Annotated in this window: 18 protein-coding genes; 12 read left to right on the forward strand and 6 right to left on the reverse strand. The window is 60.9% G+C overall.

The window, feature by feature from the left end; genetic code table 11:
• From HU715_RS01570 to HU715_RS01580, 3 genes are all read left to right on the forward strand, one after another.
• Positions 1-1,161 (forward strand): ABC transporter ATP-binding protein, encoded by a 1,161-nt coding sequence (locus HU715_RS01570; RefSeq protein WP_186709223.1) that lies wholly within the window; start codon positions 1-3, stop codon positions 1,159-1,161.
• Between the two features lie 227 nt (positions 1,162-1,388).
• Positions 1,389-2,735, forward strand: coding sequence for a carbohydrate porin (locus tag HU715_RS01575; RefSeq protein WP_186709222.1), 1,347 nt, complete (start codon positions 1,389-1,391; stop codon positions 2,733-2,735).
• Between the two features lie 277 nt (positions 2,736-3,012).
• Entirely contained in the window at positions 3,013-3,867 is an 855-nt protein-coding gene (locus tag HU715_RS01580; protein ID WP_186709221.1) for a D-hexose-6-phosphate mutarotase, read from the forward strand.
• 140 nt (positions 3,868-4,007) lie between these two features.
• On the opposite strand, the gene HU715_RS01585 is transcribed toward HU715_RS01580, so the two are convergent.
• On the reverse strand, positions 4,008-4,868 hold the full coding sequence (locus tag HU715_RS01585; RefSeq protein WP_170842276.1) for a MurR/RpiR family transcriptional regulator: 861 nt from the start codon (positions 4,866-4,868) through the stop codon (positions 4,008-4,010).
• Positions 4,869-5,064: 196 nt separating this feature from the next.
• Between HU715_RS01585 and zwf the strand changes: the two genes are divergently transcribed.
• Genes zwf through HU715_RS01600 form a run of 3 tightly spaced genes read left to right on the forward strand, consistent with a single transcriptional unit; the run spans position 5,065 to position 7,917 of the window.
• On the forward strand, positions 5,065-6,534 hold the full coding sequence (zwf, locus tag HU715_RS01590) for a glucose-6-phosphate dehydrogenase (RefSeq protein WP_186709220.1): 1,470 nt from the start codon (positions 5,065-5,067) through the stop codon (positions 6,532-6,534).
• On the forward strand, positions 6,521-7,234 hold the full coding sequence (gene pgl / locus HU715_RS01595; RefSeq protein WP_186709215.1) for a 6-phosphogluconolactonase: 714 nt from the start codon (positions 6,521-6,523) through the stop codon (positions 7,232-7,234). The genes zwf and pgl overlap by 14 nt, the downstream gene beginning before the upstream one ends.
• Positions 7,235-7,251: 17 nt before the next feature.
• Complete coding sequence (locus HU715_RS01600) at positions 7,252-7,917, forward strand: bifunctional 4-hydroxy-2-oxoglutarate aldolase/2-dehydro-3-deoxy-phosphogluconate aldolase (RefSeq protein ID WP_053119112.1); 666 nt, start codon at positions 7,252-7,254, stop codon at positions 7,915-7,917.
• A 111-nt stretch (positions 7,918-8,028) separates the two neighbouring features.
• Here the strand turns inward: HU715_RS01600 and HU715_RS01605 are convergent, their stop codons facing one another.
• Positions 8,029-9,216, reverse strand: a complete 1,188-nt coding sequence (locus tag HU715_RS01605) for an aminotransferase class V-fold PLP-dependent enzyme (protein WP_186709213.1) — start codon at positions 9,214-9,216, stop codon at positions 8,029-8,031.
• A 15-nt stretch (positions 9,217-9,231) separates the two neighbouring features.
• Positions 9,232-9,468: a DUF3820 family protein gene (locus HU715_RS01610; protein ID WP_186709211.1), complete on the reverse strand. Its 237-nt coding sequence runs from the start codon at positions 9,466-9,468 to the stop codon at positions 9,232-9,234.
• A gap of 206 nt (positions 9,469-9,674) precedes the next feature.
• Between HU715_RS01610 and HU715_RS01615 the strand changes: the two genes are divergently transcribed.
• The 4 genes from HU715_RS01615 (at position 9,675) to HU715_RS01630 (ending at position 13,466) form a co-directional block, all read left to right on the forward strand.
• Complete coding sequence (locus tag HU715_RS01615) at positions 9,675-10,139, forward strand: PA2169 family four-helix-bundle protein (RefSeq protein ID WP_186709209.1); 465 nt, start codon at positions 9,675-9,677, stop codon at positions 10,137-10,139.
• 260 nt (positions 10,140-10,399) lie between these two features.
• Positions 10,400-12,400 (forward strand): FUSC family protein, encoded by a 2,001-nt coding sequence (locus tag HU715_RS01620; RefSeq protein ID WP_186709208.1) that lies wholly within the window; start codon positions 10,400-10,402, stop codon positions 12,398-12,400.
• Positions 12,387-12,593 carry a DUF1656 domain-containing protein gene (locus HU715_RS01625; protein WP_053119123.1) on the forward strand — a complete coding sequence of 69 codons (207 nt, stop codon included), beginning with the start codon at positions 12,387-12,389 and terminating at the stop codon, positions 12,591-12,593. Before HU715_RS01620 ends, HU715_RS01625 begins: the two co-directional genes overlap by 14 nt.
• A 9-nt stretch (positions 12,594-12,602) precedes the next feature.
• Entirely contained in the window at positions 12,603-13,466 is an 864-nt protein-coding gene (locus tag HU715_RS01630; protein ID WP_186709206.1) for an efflux RND transporter periplasmic adaptor subunit, read from the forward strand.
• A gap of 174 nt (positions 13,467-13,640) precedes the next feature.
• Here the strand turns inward: HU715_RS01630 and HU715_RS01635 are convergent, their stop codons facing one another.
• Both HU715_RS01635 and HU715_RS01640 read right to left on the reverse strand, forming a co-directional pair.
• Positions 13,641-14,111, reverse strand: coding sequence for a MaoC family dehydratase (locus HU715_RS01635; RefSeq protein ID WP_014336929.1), 471 nt, complete (start codon positions 14,109-14,111; stop codon positions 13,641-13,643).
• 40 nt (positions 14,112-14,151) lie between these two features.
• Entirely contained in the window at positions 14,152-15,096 is a 945-nt protein-coding gene (locus HU715_RS01640; RefSeq protein ID WP_186709204.1) for an alpha/beta hydrolase, read from the reverse strand.
• A 224-nt stretch (positions 15,097-15,320) separates the two neighbouring features.
• Between HU715_RS01640 and fadD2 the strand changes: the two genes are divergently transcribed.
• Together fadD2 and fadD1 are read left to right on the forward strand one after the other, a co-directional pair.
• Positions 15,321-17,009: a long-chain-fatty-acid--CoA ligase FadD2 gene (fadD2, locus tag HU715_RS01645; protein ID WP_186709201.1), complete on the forward strand. Its 1,689-nt coding sequence runs from the start codon at positions 15,321-15,323 to the stop codon at positions 17,007-17,009.
• A gap of 362 nt (positions 17,010-17,371) precedes the next feature.
• The gene (fadD1, locus tag HU715_RS01650) at positions 17,372-19,063 is read left to right on the forward strand and encodes a long-chain-fatty-acid--CoA ligase FadD1 (RefSeq protein WP_186709199.1); all 1,692 of its coding nucleotides are present in this window, start codon (positions 17,372-17,374) and stop codon (positions 19,061-19,063) included.
• 250 nt (positions 19,064-19,313) lie between these two features.
• On the opposite strand, the gene HU715_RS01655 is transcribed toward fadD1, so the two are convergent.
• Positions 19,314-19,691: a hypothetical protein gene (locus HU715_RS01655; protein WP_186709198.1), complete on the reverse strand. Its 378-nt coding sequence runs from the start codon at positions 19,689-19,691 to the stop codon at positions 19,314-19,316.
• Positions 19,692-19,848 lie beyond the last annotated feature (157 nt).

Below are 19,848 nucleotides of genomic sequence, written 5' to 3' on the forward strand. Positions count from 1 at the left end.
ATGGCAACGCTTGAACTTCGCAATGTAAACAAGACCTATGGTGCCGGCCTGCCGGACACCCTGAAGAACATCGAGTTGTCGATCAAGGACGGTGAGTTCCTGATCCTCGTCGGCCCTTCGGGCTGCGGCAAGTCAACGCTGATGAACTGCATCGCCGGTCTGGAGAGCATCACCGGCGGCGCGATCATGATCGGTGACCAGGATGTCAGCGGCATGAGCCCGAAGGATCGCGACATCGCCATGGTGTTCCAGTCCTACGCGTTGTATCCGACCATGAGCGTGCGCGAGAACATCGAGTTCGGCCTGAAAATTCGCAAGATGAAACAGTCGGACATCGACGAAGAAGTCAACCGCGTGGCCAAGCTGCTGCAGATCGAGCACTTGCTCAATCGCAAGCCTGGCCAGCTTTCCGGCGGCCAGCAACAGCGCGTGGCCATGGGCCGGGCCCTGGCGCGGCGGCCGAAGATCTACCTGTTCGACGAACCGCTGTCCAACCTCGACGCCAAGCTGCGGGTCGAGATGCGCACCGAAATGAAGCTGATGCACCAGCGCCTGAAGACCACCACGGTCTACGTCACCCACGACCAGATCGAAGCCATGACCCTGGGCGACAAAGTGGCGGTGATGAAGGACGGGATCATCCAGCAGTTCGGCACGCCGAAAGACATCTACACCAACCCGGCCAACCTGTTCGTGGCGAGCTTCATCGGTTCGCCGCCGATGAACTTCATCCCGCTGCGCCTGCAACGCAAGGACGGTCGCCTGCTGGCGCTGCTCGACAGCGGCCAGGCCCGTTGCGAGCTGCCGTTGGGCATGCAGGACGCCGGCCTGGAAGACCGCGAAGTGATTCTTGGCATGCGTCCGGAACAGATCGCGTTGGCCGGTAGCGAGCCCAATGGTTTGCCGACCATTCGCGCGGAAGTCCAGGTCACCGAGCCTACCGGACCGGACACCCTGGTATTCGTCAACCTCAACGACACCAAGGTCTGCTGCCGCCTGGCGCCGGACGTGGCACCGCAGCCCGGGGAAACCCTGACGCTGCAATTCGATCCGTCGAAAGTGCTGCTGTTCGACGCCCAGTCCGGCGAACGCCTGGGTGTGGCCGGCCAGCCGCAAACCGATGCCCGAAGCGCCAACGTAGCGCAGTTCAAAGGTCGGTGAAGAACGAGTGTGGGAGGGCGCTTGTGGGAGCAAAGCTTGCTCGCGATGAACGATAACGCGGTCATTCGAAAGACCGAGGCGCTTTCATCGCGAGCAAGCTCAGCTCCCACAAAAGCTCTCTCCCACTGGAAAGGAGTATGCGGTGGATGGGGACATCCACCGCAATCGTTGTAAACCGCGTTAGATAAAAACAGTTAATAACAATAAATAAAGACGAGGATGTAGGGATGAAAAAGCAAAAAAACGCCCAGCGTATCTGCCAGTTGTCAGCCGTTGCGGCGATGATGCTGGCCGGTAGCGCACACGCAGCCGACGCGTTCAGCGCCGATTCGCAGTGGATGACGGGCGACTGGGGCGGTGAACGGACCAAGCTGATCGAGCAAGGTATCGATATCAAGGCGGATTTCGTCGGCGAGATGGGTGCCAACCTCCACGGCGGCTACAACGATGACAAGACCGCGCGCTGGTCCCAGCAGTTTGGCCTGGGCGTCGCGCTCGACCTGGAAAAACTGGCAGGCTGGGGCGATACGGAAGCCAAGATCCAGTTCACCCGACGTGACGGTCGCAACATCTCCAACGACCGCATCGGTGATCCACGCGCCGGTACCCTCAGTTCTTCCCAGGAAGTCTGGGGCCGTGGGCAAACCACGCGTCTGACCCAGTTGTGGATCAAGCAGAAATACTTCGACAGCAAACTGGATGTCAAAGCCGGTTATTTCGGTGAAGGCGAAGACTTCAACACCTTCCCGTGCGAATTCCAGAACCTGGCGTTCTGCGGTTCACAAGCGGGTAACTGGGCGACCGGCATCTGGTACAACTGGCCGATCATGCAGGCGGCGATTCGCGTCAAATACAACCTCACGCCTGAGCTCTATGCGCAAATCGGCGCCTACAACCAGAACCCTTCGCAGCTGGAAAACAACAACCGCTACAAACTCAGCGGCAGCGGTACCAAGGGTACCCTGATTCCGGTCGAGTTGGTCTGGTCGCCGAAGATCAATAACCTGCCGGGTGAATACCGTGTTGGTTACTACAAAAGTACAGCCAAGGCCGATGACGTCCGTGAAGACGAGGATGGCAACGACGCCGCGACCACCGGCAACGCCTATCGCAGCCACAGCAGCAAGGACGGCTACTGGCTCGTCGTGCAGCAACAGCTCACCAGCCACAACGGTGATGCTTCGCGCGGCCTGAACATCGCCGCCAACGCCACTTTCCACGACAAGGAAACCAACGTCGTCGACAACTACCAGTCGTTGATGTTCGTGTACAAGGGGCCGTTCGATGCTCGTCCAAAAGACGATGTCGGCATCGGTTTCTCGCGTATCCATGTCAACGAAGACGTGAAGAAAAACTCCGAACTGGTCAACGCCGCCAATGGCGTCACCGACTACGACGATCCGCTGTTCGCGCCACTGCGTAGCACTGAGTACAACTACGAGATCAACTACGGTTTCCACGTCACCAACTGGCTGACCGTGCGTCCGAACCTGCAATACATCACTCACCCAGGTGGTGTGGATGAAGTCGACAACGCGCTGGTGGCCGGCCTGAAAATTCAGTCGGTGTTCTAACGCTGTTGCGATAAGCTCCTCTCTATGTGCGCATATTTGCGGACGGCCAAGGCTGTCCGCTTTTTTTTGCGCAGTGGCTGACACTGAACCTGTGGCGAGGGAGCTTGCTCCCGCTGGGTTGCGAAGCGACCCCAAAGCCATTCACTGCGGTGTGTCCGCCAGACCGTATTTACCTCGTTTGCGACTGCTTCGCAGCCGAGCGGGAGCAAGCTCCCTCGCCACAAAAGCAAGCGTTGCAAACAGATGAGCTATTCAATGATTTCCAGGACCGCGGCCCATGCATGAGCATCCGCTACAACGCTTTTTCAGATCCTTGCGCGAGCGCCCGGTATTCGCGTGGGAGCGCTATCGGCAGCGCGATGTGCTAGTGATCGATCACCCGTTGTGCCAGGCGGTGTTCAGTCGCCAGGGCGCGCAGTTGCTGCACTTCCAGCCGCGCGGCCAGAAGCCCTGGTTGTGGTGCGCGGCCAAGTGGCCGCAAGTCGGGGCGATACGCGGCGGGGTGCCGGTGTGCTGGCCGTGGTATGGACGTCATCCCAGCGAAAACGCCTGGCCGTCCCACGGTTGGGCGCGGTTGATCGATTGGAAACTGCTGGACAGCCGCAGTGATGAAGAGGGCGTGCATTTGCACTGGCAGCTGCAACTGTGCGACTGGCAAGTGGACCTGCATGCAGACTTGGGTGAACGCATGGAGCTGCGCTTGAGCACCGAGCACCAGGACAGCCTGCCGTGCCAGTTGAGCCAGGCTTTGCACGCTTACTGGCGTATTGGCGATGTCGGCGAGGTAGCGCTGTCTGGGCTCGAAGGCGCCCAGGGTTATGACCAGTTGAGTCGCGAAGCTTGCCAGCAGGAAGGCGAGTTACGGGTCGAGGGCGGCTGTCAGCGAGTGTTCCAGCATGAAGGCGAATTGCAGCTCAAGGACCACGCCTGGCAGCGCGAATTGTGCATCGACACCGGTGACAGCGCCGACACCGTGGTCTGGCATCCCGGCACCCGGCCGCTGTTGGGGGTGAGTTGGGATGAGGTCAACGAGTTTGTCTGTGTCGAAGCGGCCAGTGGCGGCACCGACAGCCTGTGCCTGGCGCCGGGGGAGCGGGCGCACTTGAGTTTGCAGGCGTGGGTGGGGGCTTAGGCCAGGATCTCTGGTGTGGCGGCTGGCCCCTTCGCGAGCAGGCTCGCTCCCACATTGGATCTTTGGTGTTCACAAAACCCCTGTGGGAGCGAGCCTGCTCGCGAAGACGGACTACCAGACGCTAGAGATTCTGGACCGAATCAGTTGAACTCATCCCCCACCGGATACCGGCTGGCATTCAGGCTTTCCTTGATCTTGCGCAGGTGCGGCTGGAAGTCCACGCCCCGGCGCAGGGTCATGCCGGTGGCGAGCACGTCCAGCACGGTGAGCTGGATGATCCGCGAGGTCATCGGCATATAGATGTCAGTGTCTTCGGGCAGGGGGATGTTCAGGCTCAGGGTACTGGCCTTGGCCAGCGGCGAACCTTCGGCGGTCAGGCCCAGCACCGAGGCGCCGTTTTCCCGGGCGATGCGTGCCACTTCCACCAGCTCGCGGGTGCGGCCGGTGTAGGAAATGATCACGAACAGTTCGCCGGTATGGGCCACCGACGCGATCATGCGCTGCATCAGCACGTCGGCGTGGGCGGTCACTGCCAGGTTGAAGCGAAAGAACTTGTGCTGGGCATCCAGGGCCACCGGGGCGGAGGCGCCGAGGCCGAAGAAGTGGATCTGCCGGGCCTGGATCAACAGGTCCACGGCGCGGCTGATCAAATTGGGATCAAGGGCCTGGCAGGCGCTGTCCAATGAGGCAATGGCGCTGCCAAAGATCTTGCGGGTATAGGCTTCAGGGTTGTCGTCGGCTTCCACTGCGCGGCTTACATAAGCGGCGCCGCTGGCCAGGCTCTGGGCCAATTGCAGCTTGAGTTCCGGGTAGCCGCTGACGCCGAACGAGCGGCAGAAGCGGTTGACGGTCGGTTCGCTGACCGAAGCCGCCTGGGCGAGGGCGGCGATGCTGAAGCGGGTGGCCTGCTGCGGGTTGAGCAGGATGATCTCGGCCACCTTGCGTTCGGCCTTGTTCAGGTCTTCAAGGCGACTCTGGATCTGTTCCAGTAGATTTCGCACGCGGTCCATACAAGATTCCTAGGAAGACGGGTCTTTGATACGACCCTTTGCGGTGGCCTATCCTACTGATGGCTCCGGCGGACCACCACTCGGAATCAGTATTTTCGAAAAATGTTGTGGTTATTACTACATTTTTCCTTGAGTGATACCTTGAAAAAAGGTATTTGTAGTTTAACTTGATAAAAGAACAAACATCATGCCTTCGATTACGGTTGAACCGTGCACCTTTGCCTTGTTCGGCGCGTTGGGCGATCTGGCCCTGCGCAAGCTCTTTCCTGCCCTGTATCAACTCGATGGCGCTCAACTGTTGCACGAGGACACGCGGATCATAGCGCTGGCCCGTGAACCCGGCGGCGAGCAGCAGCACCTGGCATTCATTGCCGCCGAGCTGCGTCGCTACGTGGGGGAAAAAGACGTGGACGAGGCCGTGCTCGAGCGCTTCCTGGCACGTTTGACCTATCTGCACGTGGATTTCCTCAAGGCCGACGATTACGTTGCCCTGGCCGAAGCGGCCGGTTCGGCCCAGCAGGTCATTGCCTATTTCGCCACCCCGGCGGCGGTGTATGGGGCGATCTGCGAGAACCTGGCGAAGGTCGGCTTGAGCGAAAATACCCGCGTCGTCCTGGAAAAACCGATCGGCTCGGACCTGGAGTCGTCGCGCAAGGTCAACGACGCCGTGGCGCAGTTCTTTCCGGAAAACCGTACCTATCGCATCGACCATTACCTGGGCAAAGAAACGGTCCAGAACCTGATCGCGTTGCGGTTCGCCAATAGCCTGTTCGAGACCCAGTGGAACCAGAACTACATCTCCCACGTGGAAATCACCGTGGCCGAGAAGGTCGGTATCGAGGGCCGCTGGGGTTATTTCGACAAGGCCGGCCAACTGCGGGACATGATCCAGAACCACCTGCTCCAGCTGTTGTGCCTGATCGCCATGGATCCTCCGGCCGACTTGTCCGCCGACAGCATCCGTGACGAGAAGGTCAAGGTGCTCAAGGCCTTGGCCCCGATCAGCCCGGAAGGCCTGACCACCCAGGTGGTGCGCGGCCAGTACATCGCCGGCCATAGCGAAGGCAAGGCGGTGCCTGGCTACCTCGAAGAACCCAATTCCAACACCCAGAGCGACACCGAGACGTTCGTCGCCCTGCGCGCCGACATCCGCAACTGGCGTTGGGCTGGGGTGCCGTTTTACCTGCGTACCGGCAAGCGCATGCCGCAGAAGCTGTCGCAGATCGTCATTCACTTCAAGGAACCGTCCCACTACATCTTCGCCCCCGAGCAGCGCTTGCAGATCAGCAACAAGCTGATCATCCGCCTGCAACCGGACGAAGGGATTTCCTTGCGGGTGATGACCAAGGAGCAGGGCCTGGACAAGGGCATGCAATTGCGCAGTGGTCCGCTGCAACTCAACTTCTCCGACACCTATCGCAGCGCACGTATCCCCGATGCCTACGAGCGGTTGTTGCTGGAAGTCATGAACGGCAATCAGAACCTGTTTGTCCGTAAAGATGAAATTGAAGCCGCGTGGACGTGGTGTGACCAGTTGATCGCCGGGTGGAAGAAGTCCGGCGATGCGCCCAAGCCGTATGCGGCCGGGTCGTGGGGGCCGATGAGCTCCATTGCACTGATCACGCGGGATGGGAGGTCGTGGTATGGCGATATCTGATGTGAAACTGCCGCAGGGCGTCAGCGCCCATGCATTCAAGAATCCGGTGCTGCTGGCCGAAGGCCTGGCGCTGAAGGTGGCCGAGCAGTTGCGCAACGCAATCGACGCGCGCGGTGCGGCGACCCTGGTGGTCTCCGGTGGCCGCAGCCCGGTGGCGTTTTTCCAACACCTGGCCAAGCAGGCGCTGGACTGGTCCAAAGTGGTGGTCAGCCTGGCCGACGAGCGCTGGGTACCGGTTGAGCACGCCGACAGCAACGCCGGCCTGCTCAAGCGTTACCTGTTGCAAGGCGCGGCGGCCAAGGCCCAGTTCCTGAGCCTCTACAGCGCCAGCGCCAACCTGGAAGCGGCGGCCGAACAGGCGGACCGTTTGCTGGCCGAGCTGCCGCCTATCGACGTGTTGGTACTGGGCATGGGCGATGACGGGCATACCGCCTCGCTGTTCCCCGACAGTCCGAACCTGGCCCAGGCCCTGGACATCAATGGCGCACGCCGCTGCTGGCCGATGCTGGCGCCGACCGTGCCGCACCAGCGCCTGACCATGAGCCGCGCCTTGCTGGCTTCGGCGCAACACAAAGTGCTGTCGATTTCCGGCCAATCGAAGTTGACCACATTGAACGCTGCGGTGGCGGGTGACGACGTCGCCGAAATGCCGATCCGCGCGTTTCTGCAACCTACGTTAGAGATTTACTGGTGCCCATGAACCAAGGATCAGCCGCTATGACAAACCCATCCCCGACCGTTTCCATGGCGGACAAAGTTGCCCTGATCGACAGCCTCTGCGCCAAGGCGCGGATCCTGCCGGTGATCACCATCGCCCGTGAACAGGACATCCTGCCGCTGGCCGATGCCCTGGCCGCCGGCGGCCTGACGGCGCTGGAAGTGACGCTGCGTTCCCAATACGGCCTCAAGGCCATCCAGGTGCTGCGCGAGCAGCGTCCGGAACTGGTGACCGGCGCCGGCACGGTGCTCGACCGCCACATGCTGGCTGCCGCCGAGGCTGCCGGTTCGCAGTTCATCGTCACCCCGGGCATTACCCGTGATCTGCTCGAAGCCAGCGTCTACAGCCCAATCCCCTTGCTGCCCGGCATCAGCAACGCCTCGGGCATCATGGAAGGCTACGGCCTGGGCTATCGCCGCTTCAAACTGTTCCCGGCCGAAGTCAGCGGCGGCGTCGCGGCCATCAAGGCCTTGGGCGGTCCGTTCGGCGAAGTGAAATTCTGCCCGACCGGCGGCGTGAGCCCGGCCAACATCAAGAGCTACATGGCGTTGAAAAACGTGATGTGCGTGGGCGGTAGCTGGATGCTCGATCCGGAGTGGATCAAGAACGGCGACTGGGCCCGCATTCAGGAATGCACCGCCGAGGCCTTGGCCCTGCTGGACTGATATTTTACCGAACCTCGTTGGGTGTTCTACGGTTTACGGTGCGCTTGGTCGGCGCACCGTTTTTTTTTGCCCGGGTTTTCATGCCGGCAAAGATTTCCTGTGGCAAGGGATCTAGGTGCGGCTCAGATGGATCAGTGCTTTGGCCAACCGCTCGATATCACTCGCCAAGGTAATCAACCCCGGAGTAATGCGGATGCACGGCCCGGTGCTGGTCTGGCGCACCACCGTGAAGATCCCATGCTCATTGAGCAATCGATCAGCCATCGCCTGTTGATCGGTGTGGGCGCTGAAGCGCATCGCCGTGATGCCGCAATAGAGGCGCCGGTCATCCGGGGTCATGACTTCGATGCCCGGTACATCGCGCACGGCGTCCACCCACAAGTCACGCAGGTAACAGAGGCGCGCGCCCTTGGCCAAGGCACCCCCCAGGGCCCGATGTTCTTCGAAGACCAGGGGCAGGGTGAGCAAGGCGGGGATGTTCGGCGTGCTGTGGGGCGTGCGGGAGCGGACGTCGGTGGTGGGATAGCTGTCTTCGTCCATGTCCGGATCGATGTCGGCCAACCGCTGTGGGGCGATGTACAGGAAGCCTTGGGAGAGCGGGCCGCCGATCCACTTCTGCAGGTTGAATCCGGCGAATTCGATCCCGAGCTTCTTCAGGTCGAAATCGATCTGGCCCAGGGCATGGGCACCGTCGAGGATGATATCGACGGCAAACTCCCGGGCGCTCTCGGCAATGGCCTGGACCGGCATCACCAAACCGGTGAGGTGGTTGACGTAGGTCAGCGCCATCAGCTTGAGGCGCGGATAGCGAATGAACGCTTCGCGATAAGTGCCCACCAGGCTTTCGAAGCTGGCGGGGTGCTGGTGGACAATTTCGATCACTTCCACGCCACGCTGGCGGGCCAGCCAGCGCATGGCGCTTTTGACCGAGGCGTACTCCACATCGCAGATCAGCACCTGATCGCCCGGCTTGAGGCCGTTGTAGTTGCGAATCAACGTTTGCAGGGCATCCACGGCGCTGCCAGCCAAGGCCACGCTCTGGGGGGACGCGTGGATCAGCCGGGCCACCTGCCGCCGAATGGCTTCGCCGTGTTCCAGGTCGAAATGCTGGCGCACGTACACCGAATTGCCACGGTTAATGAATTCGATGTTGCGCTGGTACTCCTCCACCACGGTGCGGGACATGCGCCCGAAGTAGCCGTTTTCCAGATTGAGCGGCCCGGCGGGGTCGATGTCGTAGCGGTCGACGAAGGTTCGCCAGAAAACTTCATCGTGGGCGCGCAGCGTGTTCTCGGGCATGGCGGTCTCAGTCAGTCAATGGCGAGGTTTGGGCAGGCCATGTTTGGCGCGCAATGGATCCAGCAGGTCGGCCAAGCCGTTGTGGTCGATTTCCTGCATCAAGGCCAGCAAACCGCCCAGCTCTCCCTTGGGGAAACCCTCGCGAGCGAACCAGTTCAGGTATTGACCCGGCAGGTCGGCGAGGATTCGGCCTTTGTATTTTCCGAAGGGCATTTGGCGCGTGACGAGCAATTCGAGCTTTTCCGGATTCATGGCAATTGTCTTGATTCAAACCTGCCTCGAAAATACAGGCATTCTGCATGCAGGCCAAATGACAGATCATGCAAATCGCGCGGATACAGATTTTTGCGTGTTAGTTAACTTTTTGATTTTAAAGAAAATTAACTTTGATTGAGGGCTGGCATGGCCAATGCAATATCCCTTGCAGGTTTTTTATTCACCAGCAAAGGAACTGAAAAATGACTGACATCAACAAAGAATCCATCTCTGTCTTGAACGACCTGATCGAGACCAGCAAGGATGGCCAGGAAGGCTTCAAGACCTGCGCTGAAGACATCAAGCACCCCGAACTCAAGGCTCTGTTTGTCAAGCGCGCCGCAGATTGCGCAACCGCCGCGGCTGAGCTGCAAGCAGCGGTTCGTTCCTTGGGCGGCGATCCGGAAACTTCCACCAGCGTGGCCGGTGACCTGCACCGCCGTTGGGTAGATGTAAAATCCATGTTCACCGGCAAGGATGAAGAAGCCGTGTTGAACGAAGCCGAGCGCGGCGAAGACCACGCGCTGAAGGCGTACAAGGAAGCCATCGAGAAGATCAACAAACACAACTTGGTGGGCATCCGTGACCTTGTGGAGCGTCAGTACCACGGTGTGCAACGCAACCATGACCAGGTCAAGGCGCTGCGTAACCAGGCGCGCGCGAGCTAAACAACCCGTCACACACAAAAAAACGCCAGCATGCTGGCGTTTTTTTGTGTGTGACGACTCAGGTTGAAGGTGAACGCTGTTGTGGCGAGGGGAGTCAGGTCGATGGCATTTCAACTCATTCAGCATCAAACAGAAAAAGTGTGTTGTTGAATCCATCCACAAACAGCTCTGGACTCCAATAGATAGCTAGCTAATAATTGCATCGCCCATCCCCTCGCATTGCATCTATTGTTACTGGCGTCCCCCAAAGAGTTTTCCGCGTGCCCATTACCTTCCAGGCCTTGTTCGCCCCCGACCGCCTCGCTTTGCAGTTCGCCATCAAGACCGTGCTTGGCGGTGGGTTGGCGTTGTGGCTGGCCTTGCGCTTGGGGCTGGAGCAGCCGTCGTGGGCGCTGATGACCGCGTTCATCGTCGCCCAGCCCTTGTCCGGGATGGTGGTGCAGAAGGGCTTGGCGCGATTGCTCGGCACATTGGTGGGCACCGTCATGTCGGTGGTGTTCATGGGCCTGTTCGCCCAGGCACCGTGGTTATTCCTGCTGGCGTTGGCACTCTGGTTGGGCCTGTGCACGGCCTGCTCGACGCTGCTGCGCAGTGCCTGGTCGTACTCATTCGTGTTGGCCGGTTACACGGTGGCGATCATTGCCTTGCCGGCCCTTTCCCATCCGCTGGGCGTGTTCGATCAGGCGGTGGCGCGCTGCACCGAGATCAGCCTGGGCATCGTCTGCGCCACGGCGGCCAGCGCCTTGCTCTGGCCGTTGCGGGTCGAGCGGCAATTGGCCGGTCAGGCGCTGGCGGCGTGGCAAAGCGGTATGCAGGCCGCCCGTGCGACCCTGGCCGGCGATGCCCAGGCCCGTAAAGGGTTGCTGGAAATCCTGGGCAGGATTGTCGCGGTGGATGCCCAGCGTGAACATGCCTGGTTCGAAGGCAGCCGTGGCCGGCAGCGCGCCCGGGCCATCAGCGGCTTGAGCCAGAAGTTGCTGATGCTGTTGCGCCTTTCACGCTCGGTGCGGCGGCAGTGGAAACAGCTCGATCCCGAGGAAACCGTGGCGCTCCAGCCATGGATGAACGAGGTACAGCTAGCCCTCGACGCCGACAGTGCGACCCTCCAAGCCTTGCGTCCCCGGGTATGGGATGCGTCCCACGACCCGCAGTTCAGCGCGGCGCAAAGTTACTGCCTGGCCCGCTTCGCCTTGTTGCTCGATACCGCCCTGGCCGCCTGCGCCGCCTTGACGGCAGTGCAGGAGGGTAGGGAAGCGGCGGATCCACCCCGCACCCTGGCGCCCCATCGCGACTTGTCCCTGGCCATGGTCTTCGGCGCTCGCAGCGCCCTGGCGTTCCTGGTCGTTGCCTGTTTCTGGCTGGCGACCGCCTGGCCCGCCGCATCGGGTGCGATGCTGCTGACGTGCGTGGTGTGCAGCCTGTTCGCCAGTCGCGAAAACGGCGCGCAGATCGGCATGAGTTTTCTGCGGGGTATCCTGTTGGCCGTGCCCACGGCGTTCGTGATCGGTGAGCTCATACTGCCGCAATGGAGCAGTTTCGCAATGCTGTGCATGGCCATGGGCGTGCCGTTGTTTTTCGGCGCATTGGGCATGGCCAAGCCGCAGATCTTCGCCACGGCGACGTCGTTCTGCCTGCATTTCGTGGTGCTGATTTCGCCGCTCAATGCGATGAAATACGACGTCGCGGCGTTCTTCAACAACGCCCAAGCGATGATGATCGGCGTGGGCGCGGCGGTGCTGGCTTTCAATCTGCTGATTTTGCGCAATCCGGCCTGGCACAGCCGCCGCCTGCTGGCGGCGACTCTCCACGATCTGGTGCGCCTGACCCATCGCAGCCTGCGTGGCGCCGAGAGCTGGTTCGGTGGGCGCATGGCCGACCGGCTGTTGCAGCTGGCGCGGCATTACCCTGAATTGCCGGTGCAGGCGCGCAGCCGTTGGGATGATGGTTTGCTTGGCTTGGACATTGGCGATGAGTTGCTGCATTTGCGCCTGAGCCTGGCCGTCGCCCAAGTGCCCGATACCCGGGCGCAGCGCCGTTATTTCGAAGCGCTGGAGCAGGTACTCGAACGCGGCCCGGCCGGTGACCAGGCCGATGCGCTGGCCCCGGCGAGCGCCGAGTTCCTGAACGTGCTGTCTGCCCAGCCGCCCGGTGACGCACTGAAGCTGGCCCAAGGCGCGGTGGTGCAATTGCAAAACAGCTGGCGCGCCTGGTGCCGCCAGCACGAACCTGAACGACGGGAGCACAGCCATGGGCTTGCGTGAGTGGTCGATGGGTGGGGTGTTGCTCAGCCCGTTCCTGATTTATGTGGTGCTGGCCTTGCTGGTGACGGGTGCGTTGCGCCTGTTGCTCAGCCTGGTGCCGGCCGGGCGCTGGATCTGGCATGAAGCCTTGTTCGACTGCGCCCTGTATGTCTGTGTCCTGACTGTTATTACCGTGGTCCTAGGGCCGCTATAGGAGTTGAACATGCGTACATCCGTACGTGTTGCCGTCACGCTGTGCATGGTGGCCGTGGCGATCTTCGCCGGCTTTCACCTGTGGCAGTACTACATGCTCACACCCTGGACCCGCGATGCGCGGATCCGCGCCGACGTGGTGGTGATTGCCCCCGATGTGTCGGGGTGGGTGCGCGAGCTCAAGGCGGTGGATAACCAGCAGGTCAAGGCTGGCGACCTGCTGTTGAGCATTGATCGCGAGCGTTTCGAAGCGGCGCTGGAGAAGGCCCGGGCCGTGGTCCAGACACGCCAGCAGCAGTTGAGTCTGCGTGAACACGAAGCCAGTCGCCGCGCCGCCTTGGGCCCCCAGGCCATCAGTGCCGAACTGCGGGAAAACGCCCAGATCAACGCCGGCATCGCCCGGGGCGAATTGCGCGAAGCCCAGGCCGAGGCCAAGGTGGCCGAACTCAACCTGGCCCGCAGCCAGGTCCTGGCCCCCCGCAGCGGCCACATCACCAACCTGCGCCTGGCCGAAGGCAACTACGTGAATGCCGGGCAGCCGGTCATGGCGCTGATCGACGACTCGACGTTTTATGTTCAGGCCTATTTCGAAGAGACCAAGTTGCCCAGGATTCGTGTGGGCGATCCGGTCAAGGTCTGGCTGATGAGTGCCGGCCATGCGCTGGAGGGGCATGTCGAAAGCATCAGTCGTGGCATTACCGACCGCAACACCAACCCCGATGCGCAGTTGCTGGCGGAGGTCGAGCCGACCTTCAACTGGGTGCGCCTGGCCCAGCGGATCCCGGTGCGGATCAAGCTGGACAAGGTGCCTGAGGGCGTGAACCTGAGCGCCGGGATGACGGCGAGCGTGCAGGTGCGGGAAGACTTGCAATAACCGCCGCGCTGCGTTCCCTGTGGCGAGGGAGCTTGCTCCCGCTGGGGCGCGAAGCGTCCCCAAAAAAGGCGCCCACGTTAGATCTGATCAAACGCGGGCGCTTTTTTTACGACGGCTTCGCCGCCGAGCGGGAGCAAGCTCCCTCGCCACAGTTCATTCAATCCACAGGGTGCATCAACCGACAGTAATCGCCGGCAACGTCGGCAACGTCACGGTCTGCTGCTTGCGCGGGGCGAGGATCTCGGCTTCGCCGTCCACTACCAGCTCGTCGCGCTGGTTGAATACGCGGGTGGCGATACGCACGCGGAACTTCGGCAGTTTTTCCAGGATTTCCAGGCGCACGGTCAGGGTGTCGCCAATTTTCACTGGTTTCTGGAAACTCATCTGCTGGCCGATGTAGATGGTGCCCGGCCCAGGCAACTCACACGCCACCGCCGCGCTGATCAGCGCACCGCTGAACATGCCATGGGCGATGCGCTCCTTGAACATGCTCGCCGCGGCGAATTCGGCGTCCAGGTGCACCGGGTTGTGATCGCCCGACATCGCCGCGAACAGCTGGATGTCGCGTTCCTCGACGGTCTTGCTGTAGCTGGCGGTCTGGCCGATTTCGAGGGCTTCGTAAGGGGTGTTGGTAACCTGGGTCATCTGTTTCAGATCCTGTGGGGTAAAGAAAAACGTCGCAAACCTACTCGCTGCGTGGCGGCCGCTTGTGGTCCAAGGCCTGGGCGATCCAGGCCAGCACGTCGGCGGTCACTTCATCGCGGTTGGTGTCATTGAACAATTCGTGCCGGGCCTGCGGGTAAATCGTCAATTGCAGGTGTTGGCTGCCCGCGTCGCGCAGGGCGTCGGCCAGATCCTTCAGACGCTTGCCTTCGCTCACCGGATCACATTCACCGCCGATCACCAGCAGGGGCAGGCCCGGATCGATCTGGGCGAGATTGGACGCTTTGCTGATTTGCTGCAAGCCGCCGAGCAGGTCGATCCAAAGCTGATTGGTGCAACGGAAACCGCACAAAGGGTCGTGGATGTATTTATCGACTTCGACCGGGTCACGGCTGAGCCAGTCGAAGGGAGTACGCGTCGGTTTGAATTTCTTGTTGAAACTGCCGAACGACAGCCACTCGATCAGGGCGCTGCGCCCCGCCGCACCCTGGCGTCGGCGTTCGAAGCGGGCGATCAGGCGAGCGCTGCGATAGAGCACCACCGGTTGAAAGTTCGAGCCGCTGAGAATCGCCCCGTGCAGGCTGGCGCTGTGATGCAGCAGGTAACCCTGGGCCAGGTAGCTGCCCATGCTGTGGCCCAGTAGCAGAATAGGCGTATCCGGATGTTGCTGGCCGATGTGATGGTTGAGGCTGGCCAGGTCGCCCACGACCTTCGCCCAGCCGTCCTCGTCGGCAAAGTGACCGAGGATCGCTTCCTCGCCGGTCTTGCCATGGCCGCGCAGGTCCAGCGCGTAGACTCCGTAACCTTCGTCGCACAGGGCCTGTGCCAGGCGGGCGTAGCGGCCGCTGTGTTCGGCCATGCCATGGGCCAGCATGACCACCGCCAGCGGGGCGGTTTCAGGCAGCCACTGGTTGACGAACAGGCGGCTGTGGTCGGTCGCGGTCAGCCAGAACGTTTGGTGGATCATGGCGGTTCCTTTGCACAAAGTCAGACGCAGCGTCGCTGCATTGTATAGCGCATCCGCTGTGTCTCGCCTGATCAGGCTGATCCATGGGAGGAAGATTCACACAATCTATGACGCAGGTTGCCATATTTGCCTGATTCGCCATAGCTGCTAGTGTCCCAGGAGCTCCGCCTCTGCAAGCGATACAGACGCGGCCCGGATATGCTCAGGTAAAGAGGACAAAAACAATGCAGCCTGATTTCTGGAATGACAAACGCCCGGCCGGCGTGCCCCTGGATGTCGACCTCGGGGCCTACAAGTCGGTGGTCGAGGTGTTCGAGCGTTCCTGCAAGAAATTCGCCGACCGCCCGGCGTTCAGCAACATGGGGGTGACCCTCACGTACGCCGAGCTCGAGCGCCACAGCGCAGCCTTCGCCGGTTACCTGCAAGCCCATACCGACCTGGCGCCGGGCGATCGTATCGCGGTGCAGATGCCTAACATCCTGCAGTACCCGATCGCCGTGTTCGGTGCGTTGCGCGCCGGGCTGATCGTGGTCAACACCAACCCGCTGTACACCCCGCGGGAAATGCGTCATCAGTTCAAGGACTCCGGTGCCCGGGCGCTGGTTTACCTGAACATGTTCGGGCAGAAAGTCCAGGAGGTGTTGCCCGACACGGACCTGCAATACCTGATCGAAGCGAAGATGGGTGACCTGATGCCCACCACCAAGGGCTGGCTGGTCAACACGGTGGTGAGCAAGGTCAAGAAAATGGTCCCGGACTATTCGCTGCCCCAGGCCATTTCCTTCAAGAGCGCCTTGCGCCTGGGACGCGGCCAGGGCATCAAGCCGTTGAAGGTCAGCCTCGATGACATTGCCGTGCTGCAATACACCGGCGGCACCACCGGGTTGGCAAAGGGGGCGATGCTGACCCACGGCAACCTGGTGGCCAACATGCAACAGGCCCGGGCGTGCCTGGGACAGCTCGGCGATGACGGCCAGCCGCTGCTGCGCGAAGGCCAGGAGGTCATGATCGCGCCATTGCCGCTGTACCATATCTATGCGTTCACGGCGAACTGCATGTGCATGATGGTGACCGGTAACCACAACGTGCTGATCACCAATCCGCGGGACATCGGTGGCTTCATCAAGGAGCTGAAGAACTGGCGTTTCTCGTTATTGCTGGGGCTCAACACGCTGTTCGTGGCGCTGATGGACCATCCGGATTTCAAGACCCTGGATTTTTCCCACCTCAAGGTCACCAACTCCGGCGGCACCGCGTTGATCAAGGCCACCGCCGAGCGCTGGCAGCAGATTACCGGTTGCGGCATTACCGAGGGGTATGGCCTGACCGAGACCTCGCCGGTGGCCAGCGCCAATCCTTATGGCGGCAAGTCCCGCCTGGGCACGGTGGGGATGCCGGTGCCGGGCACGCTGATGAAAGTGATCGATGACGAGGGCGTCGAGCAACCCCTGGGCGAGCGCGGGGAACTGTGCATCAAGGGGCCGCAGATCATGAAAGGCTACTGGAACAAGCCCGAGGCCACGGCCGAAGTGCTGGACAGCGAGGGCTGGTTCAAGTCCGGCGACATCGCGGTGATCGACCCGGACGGGTTCGTGCGCATCGTTGACCGCAAGAAGGACATGATCATCGTCTCGGGTTTCAACGTGTACCCCAACGAAATCGAAGACGTCGTGATGGCCCACCCCAAGGTCGCCAACTGTGCGGTGATCGGCGTGCCGGACGAGCGTTCGGGAGAGGCGGTGAAGTTGTTCGTGGTGGCGCGGGAAACCGGGGTCAGCCTTGAAGAACTCAAGGCCTACTGCAAGGAGAACTTCACCGGCTACAAGATTCCCAAGCACATCGTCTTGCGGGACTCATTGCCGATGACGCCGGTGGGCAAGATCCTGCGGCGGGAGTTGCGGGATATCGCCTGAGGCGCCTGCCTCATGGTGTTCTTGTGGGAGCGAGCCTGCTCGCGAAGGCGGCATATCAGCCAACATCTTTGTTACTGATATGCCGCCTTCGCGAGCAGGCTCGCTCCCACAGGTTTGTGTATTTTGTAGTAATTGTGCTGGAGTTTGAATTTTTACTCTAAAAATGACCATTGACTATTCATGAGTCATGTTTATGACTGTGGGGGTTGTTTTTGGCTCTAGGCGACCCTCGGCAAAGCTGCTACTCTCGGCGCGCTTTTGTGACTTCTCGGCCTTGATTCAAGCCAGATTCACCAATAAACACACCAATAATAATCGCATCAAATGCGGTGAGAATTCGCGTTGCTGAGGAGTGGGCTTCCATGATCGAAGACTTTTGGAAGGATAAGTACCCAGCTGGGATTGCTGCCGACATCAATCCAGACGAGTATCCGAATATTCAGGCGGTGTTGAAGCAGTCCTGCCAACGCTTTGCCAACAAGCCGGCATTCAGCAACCTCGGCAAGACGATCACCTACGGTGAGCTCTACGAGTTGTCCGGGGCGTTTGCCGCGTACCTGCAACAGCATACCGATTTACAGCCGGGCGATCGAATCGCCGTGCAGTTGCCCAACGTTCTCCAGTACCCGGTGGCCGTGTTCGGTGCGATCCGCGCCGGGCTGATCGTGGTCAACACCAACCCGTTGTATACCGCGCGGGAAATGGAGCACCAGTTCAATGACTCCGGCGCCAAGGCGCTGGTGTGCCTGGCGAACATGGCGCACCTGGCCGAGACCGTGGTGCCGAAGACGGGCGTAAAGCACGTCATCGTCACCGAAGTCGCCGACCTGCTACCGCCACTCAAGCGCCTGTTGATCAACAGCGTGATCAAGTACGTCAAGAAAATGGTCCCGGCCTATCACTTGCCCAAGGCCGTGAAGTTCAACGACGTGTTGAGCAAAGGCCACGGCCAGCCCGTGAACGAAGCCAACCCCTCCAGCGACGATGTGGCCGTGCTGCAATACACCGGTGGCACCACCGGCGTGGCCAAGGGCGCGATGCTCAGCCACCGCAACCTGGTGGCCAACATGCTGCAGTGCAAGGCGCTGATGGGCTCCAACCTCAATGAAGGTTGTGAGGTACTGATCACGCCACTGCCGCTGTACCACATTTATGCGTTCACCTTTCATTGCATGGCGATGATGCTGATCGGCAACCACAACATCCTGATCAGCAACCCGCGTGACCTCTCGGCGATGGTCAAGGAACTGTCGAAGTGGAAGTTCAGCGGTTTCGTCGGCCTCAATACGCTGTTCGTGGCCCTGTGCAACAACGAAGCCTTCCGCAAGCTGGACTTCTCGGCCCTGAAAGTCACCCTGTCCGGTGGCATGGCCCTGCAACTCGCGGCAGCCGAGCGCTGGAAAGCGGTCACTGGTTGCCCGATCTGCGAAGGTTATGGCATGACCGAAACCAGCCCGGTGGCCACGGTCAACCCGATCCAGCACATCCAGGTCGGTACCATCGGCATCCCCGTGCCGTCGACGCTGTGCAAGGTGATCAATGACGCGGGCGTCGAACAGCCGTTGGGCGAAATCGGCGAGTTGTGCGTGAAAGGCCCGCAGGTCATGAAAGGCTACTGGCAGCGCCAGGAAGCCACCGATGAGATCCTCGACAGCGAAGGCTGGCTCAAGACCGGTGACATCGCGCTGATCCAGCCGGATGGCTACATGCGCATCGTCGATCGCAAGAAAGACATGATCCTGATTTCCGGTTTCAACGTGTACCCCAACGAGCTGGAAGATGTGCTGGCAACCCTGCCGGGCGTGCTGCAATGCGCGGCCATCGGCATCCCGGACGAGAAGTCTGGCGAGGCGATCAAGATCTTCATCGTCGCACGGCCGGGTGTCACGTTGACCAAGGAACAGGTGATGGAGCACATGCGCGCCAACGTCACCGGCTACAAGGTGCCCAAGGCCGTGGAATTCCGCGATGCCTTGCCGACCACCAACGTGGGCAAGATCCTGCGGCGCGAGTTGCGTGATGAAGAGCTTAAAAAGCTGGGGCTGAAGAAGTAAGGCCGTTGCCAATGACAAAGCCCCGCTGATGCGGGGCTTTTCATGTGCGGCGAATGTCCCGAGGCGGGGCCGCTTTTTGTGGCGAGGGAGCTTGCTCCCGCTGGGCTGTGGGAGCAAAGCTTGCTCGCGAAACAGGCGCCTCGATTCTGTAAGACCGCATCGCGTCCATCGCGGGCAAGCCTTGCTCCCACATAGCGGGAGCAAGCTCCCTCGCCACAACAGCTCCCCTGCAATCAACCTATGTGGAGCATTACAACCTGAACTGCGCAAAATCCAGGTTGGTGCCCCCCGGCCGCATGTCCTGCAGGTAGGAGTCCTTGTCAGCGCTCAGCTCCAGGCTCAGGGCTGCCTTGCGTTTGCCCTGGTTGCGCACTTCCAGGCCTTCCATCTTTTCGCGCAGGAACACGGTCGGCACTTTCAAGTGCAACAGCTCATCGGTGGCCGGCGTGTGCAGCAGTAGGTGGATCCATTCGTACTGACCGATGGCCAGGCGCGCCACCGGGATATCGAACCAGAAGATGTTGCGGTTGCGGTTCAATTCGCTGAAGTGGCAGTTGTTGACGCCCAGTACGGCGCCGCCCAGTTCAAGGTTTCTGCGGGCGATGGCCTGCTTTTTATCGAGTTTCATAACGTTCCTACGGGGTTGGAGCTTCAGGCCGCCGCCTGAATACGTGGGGCATTCTCGGTGGTTGCCGGGTAAACATAAAGCCCCGCCTGTACGAACGATGAAACTTGGCTTGGCAATCATCGGTCAACTCAGCGTCGGGCCTGAAAAGACGAAATTG

Origin of the sequence: Pseudomonas zanjanensis (assembly GCF_014268745.2) — a bacterium.
GTDB classification, from domain to species: domain Bacteria; phylum Pseudomonadota; class Gammaproteobacteria; order Pseudomonadales; family Pseudomonadaceae; genus Aquipseudomonas; species Aquipseudomonas zanjanensis.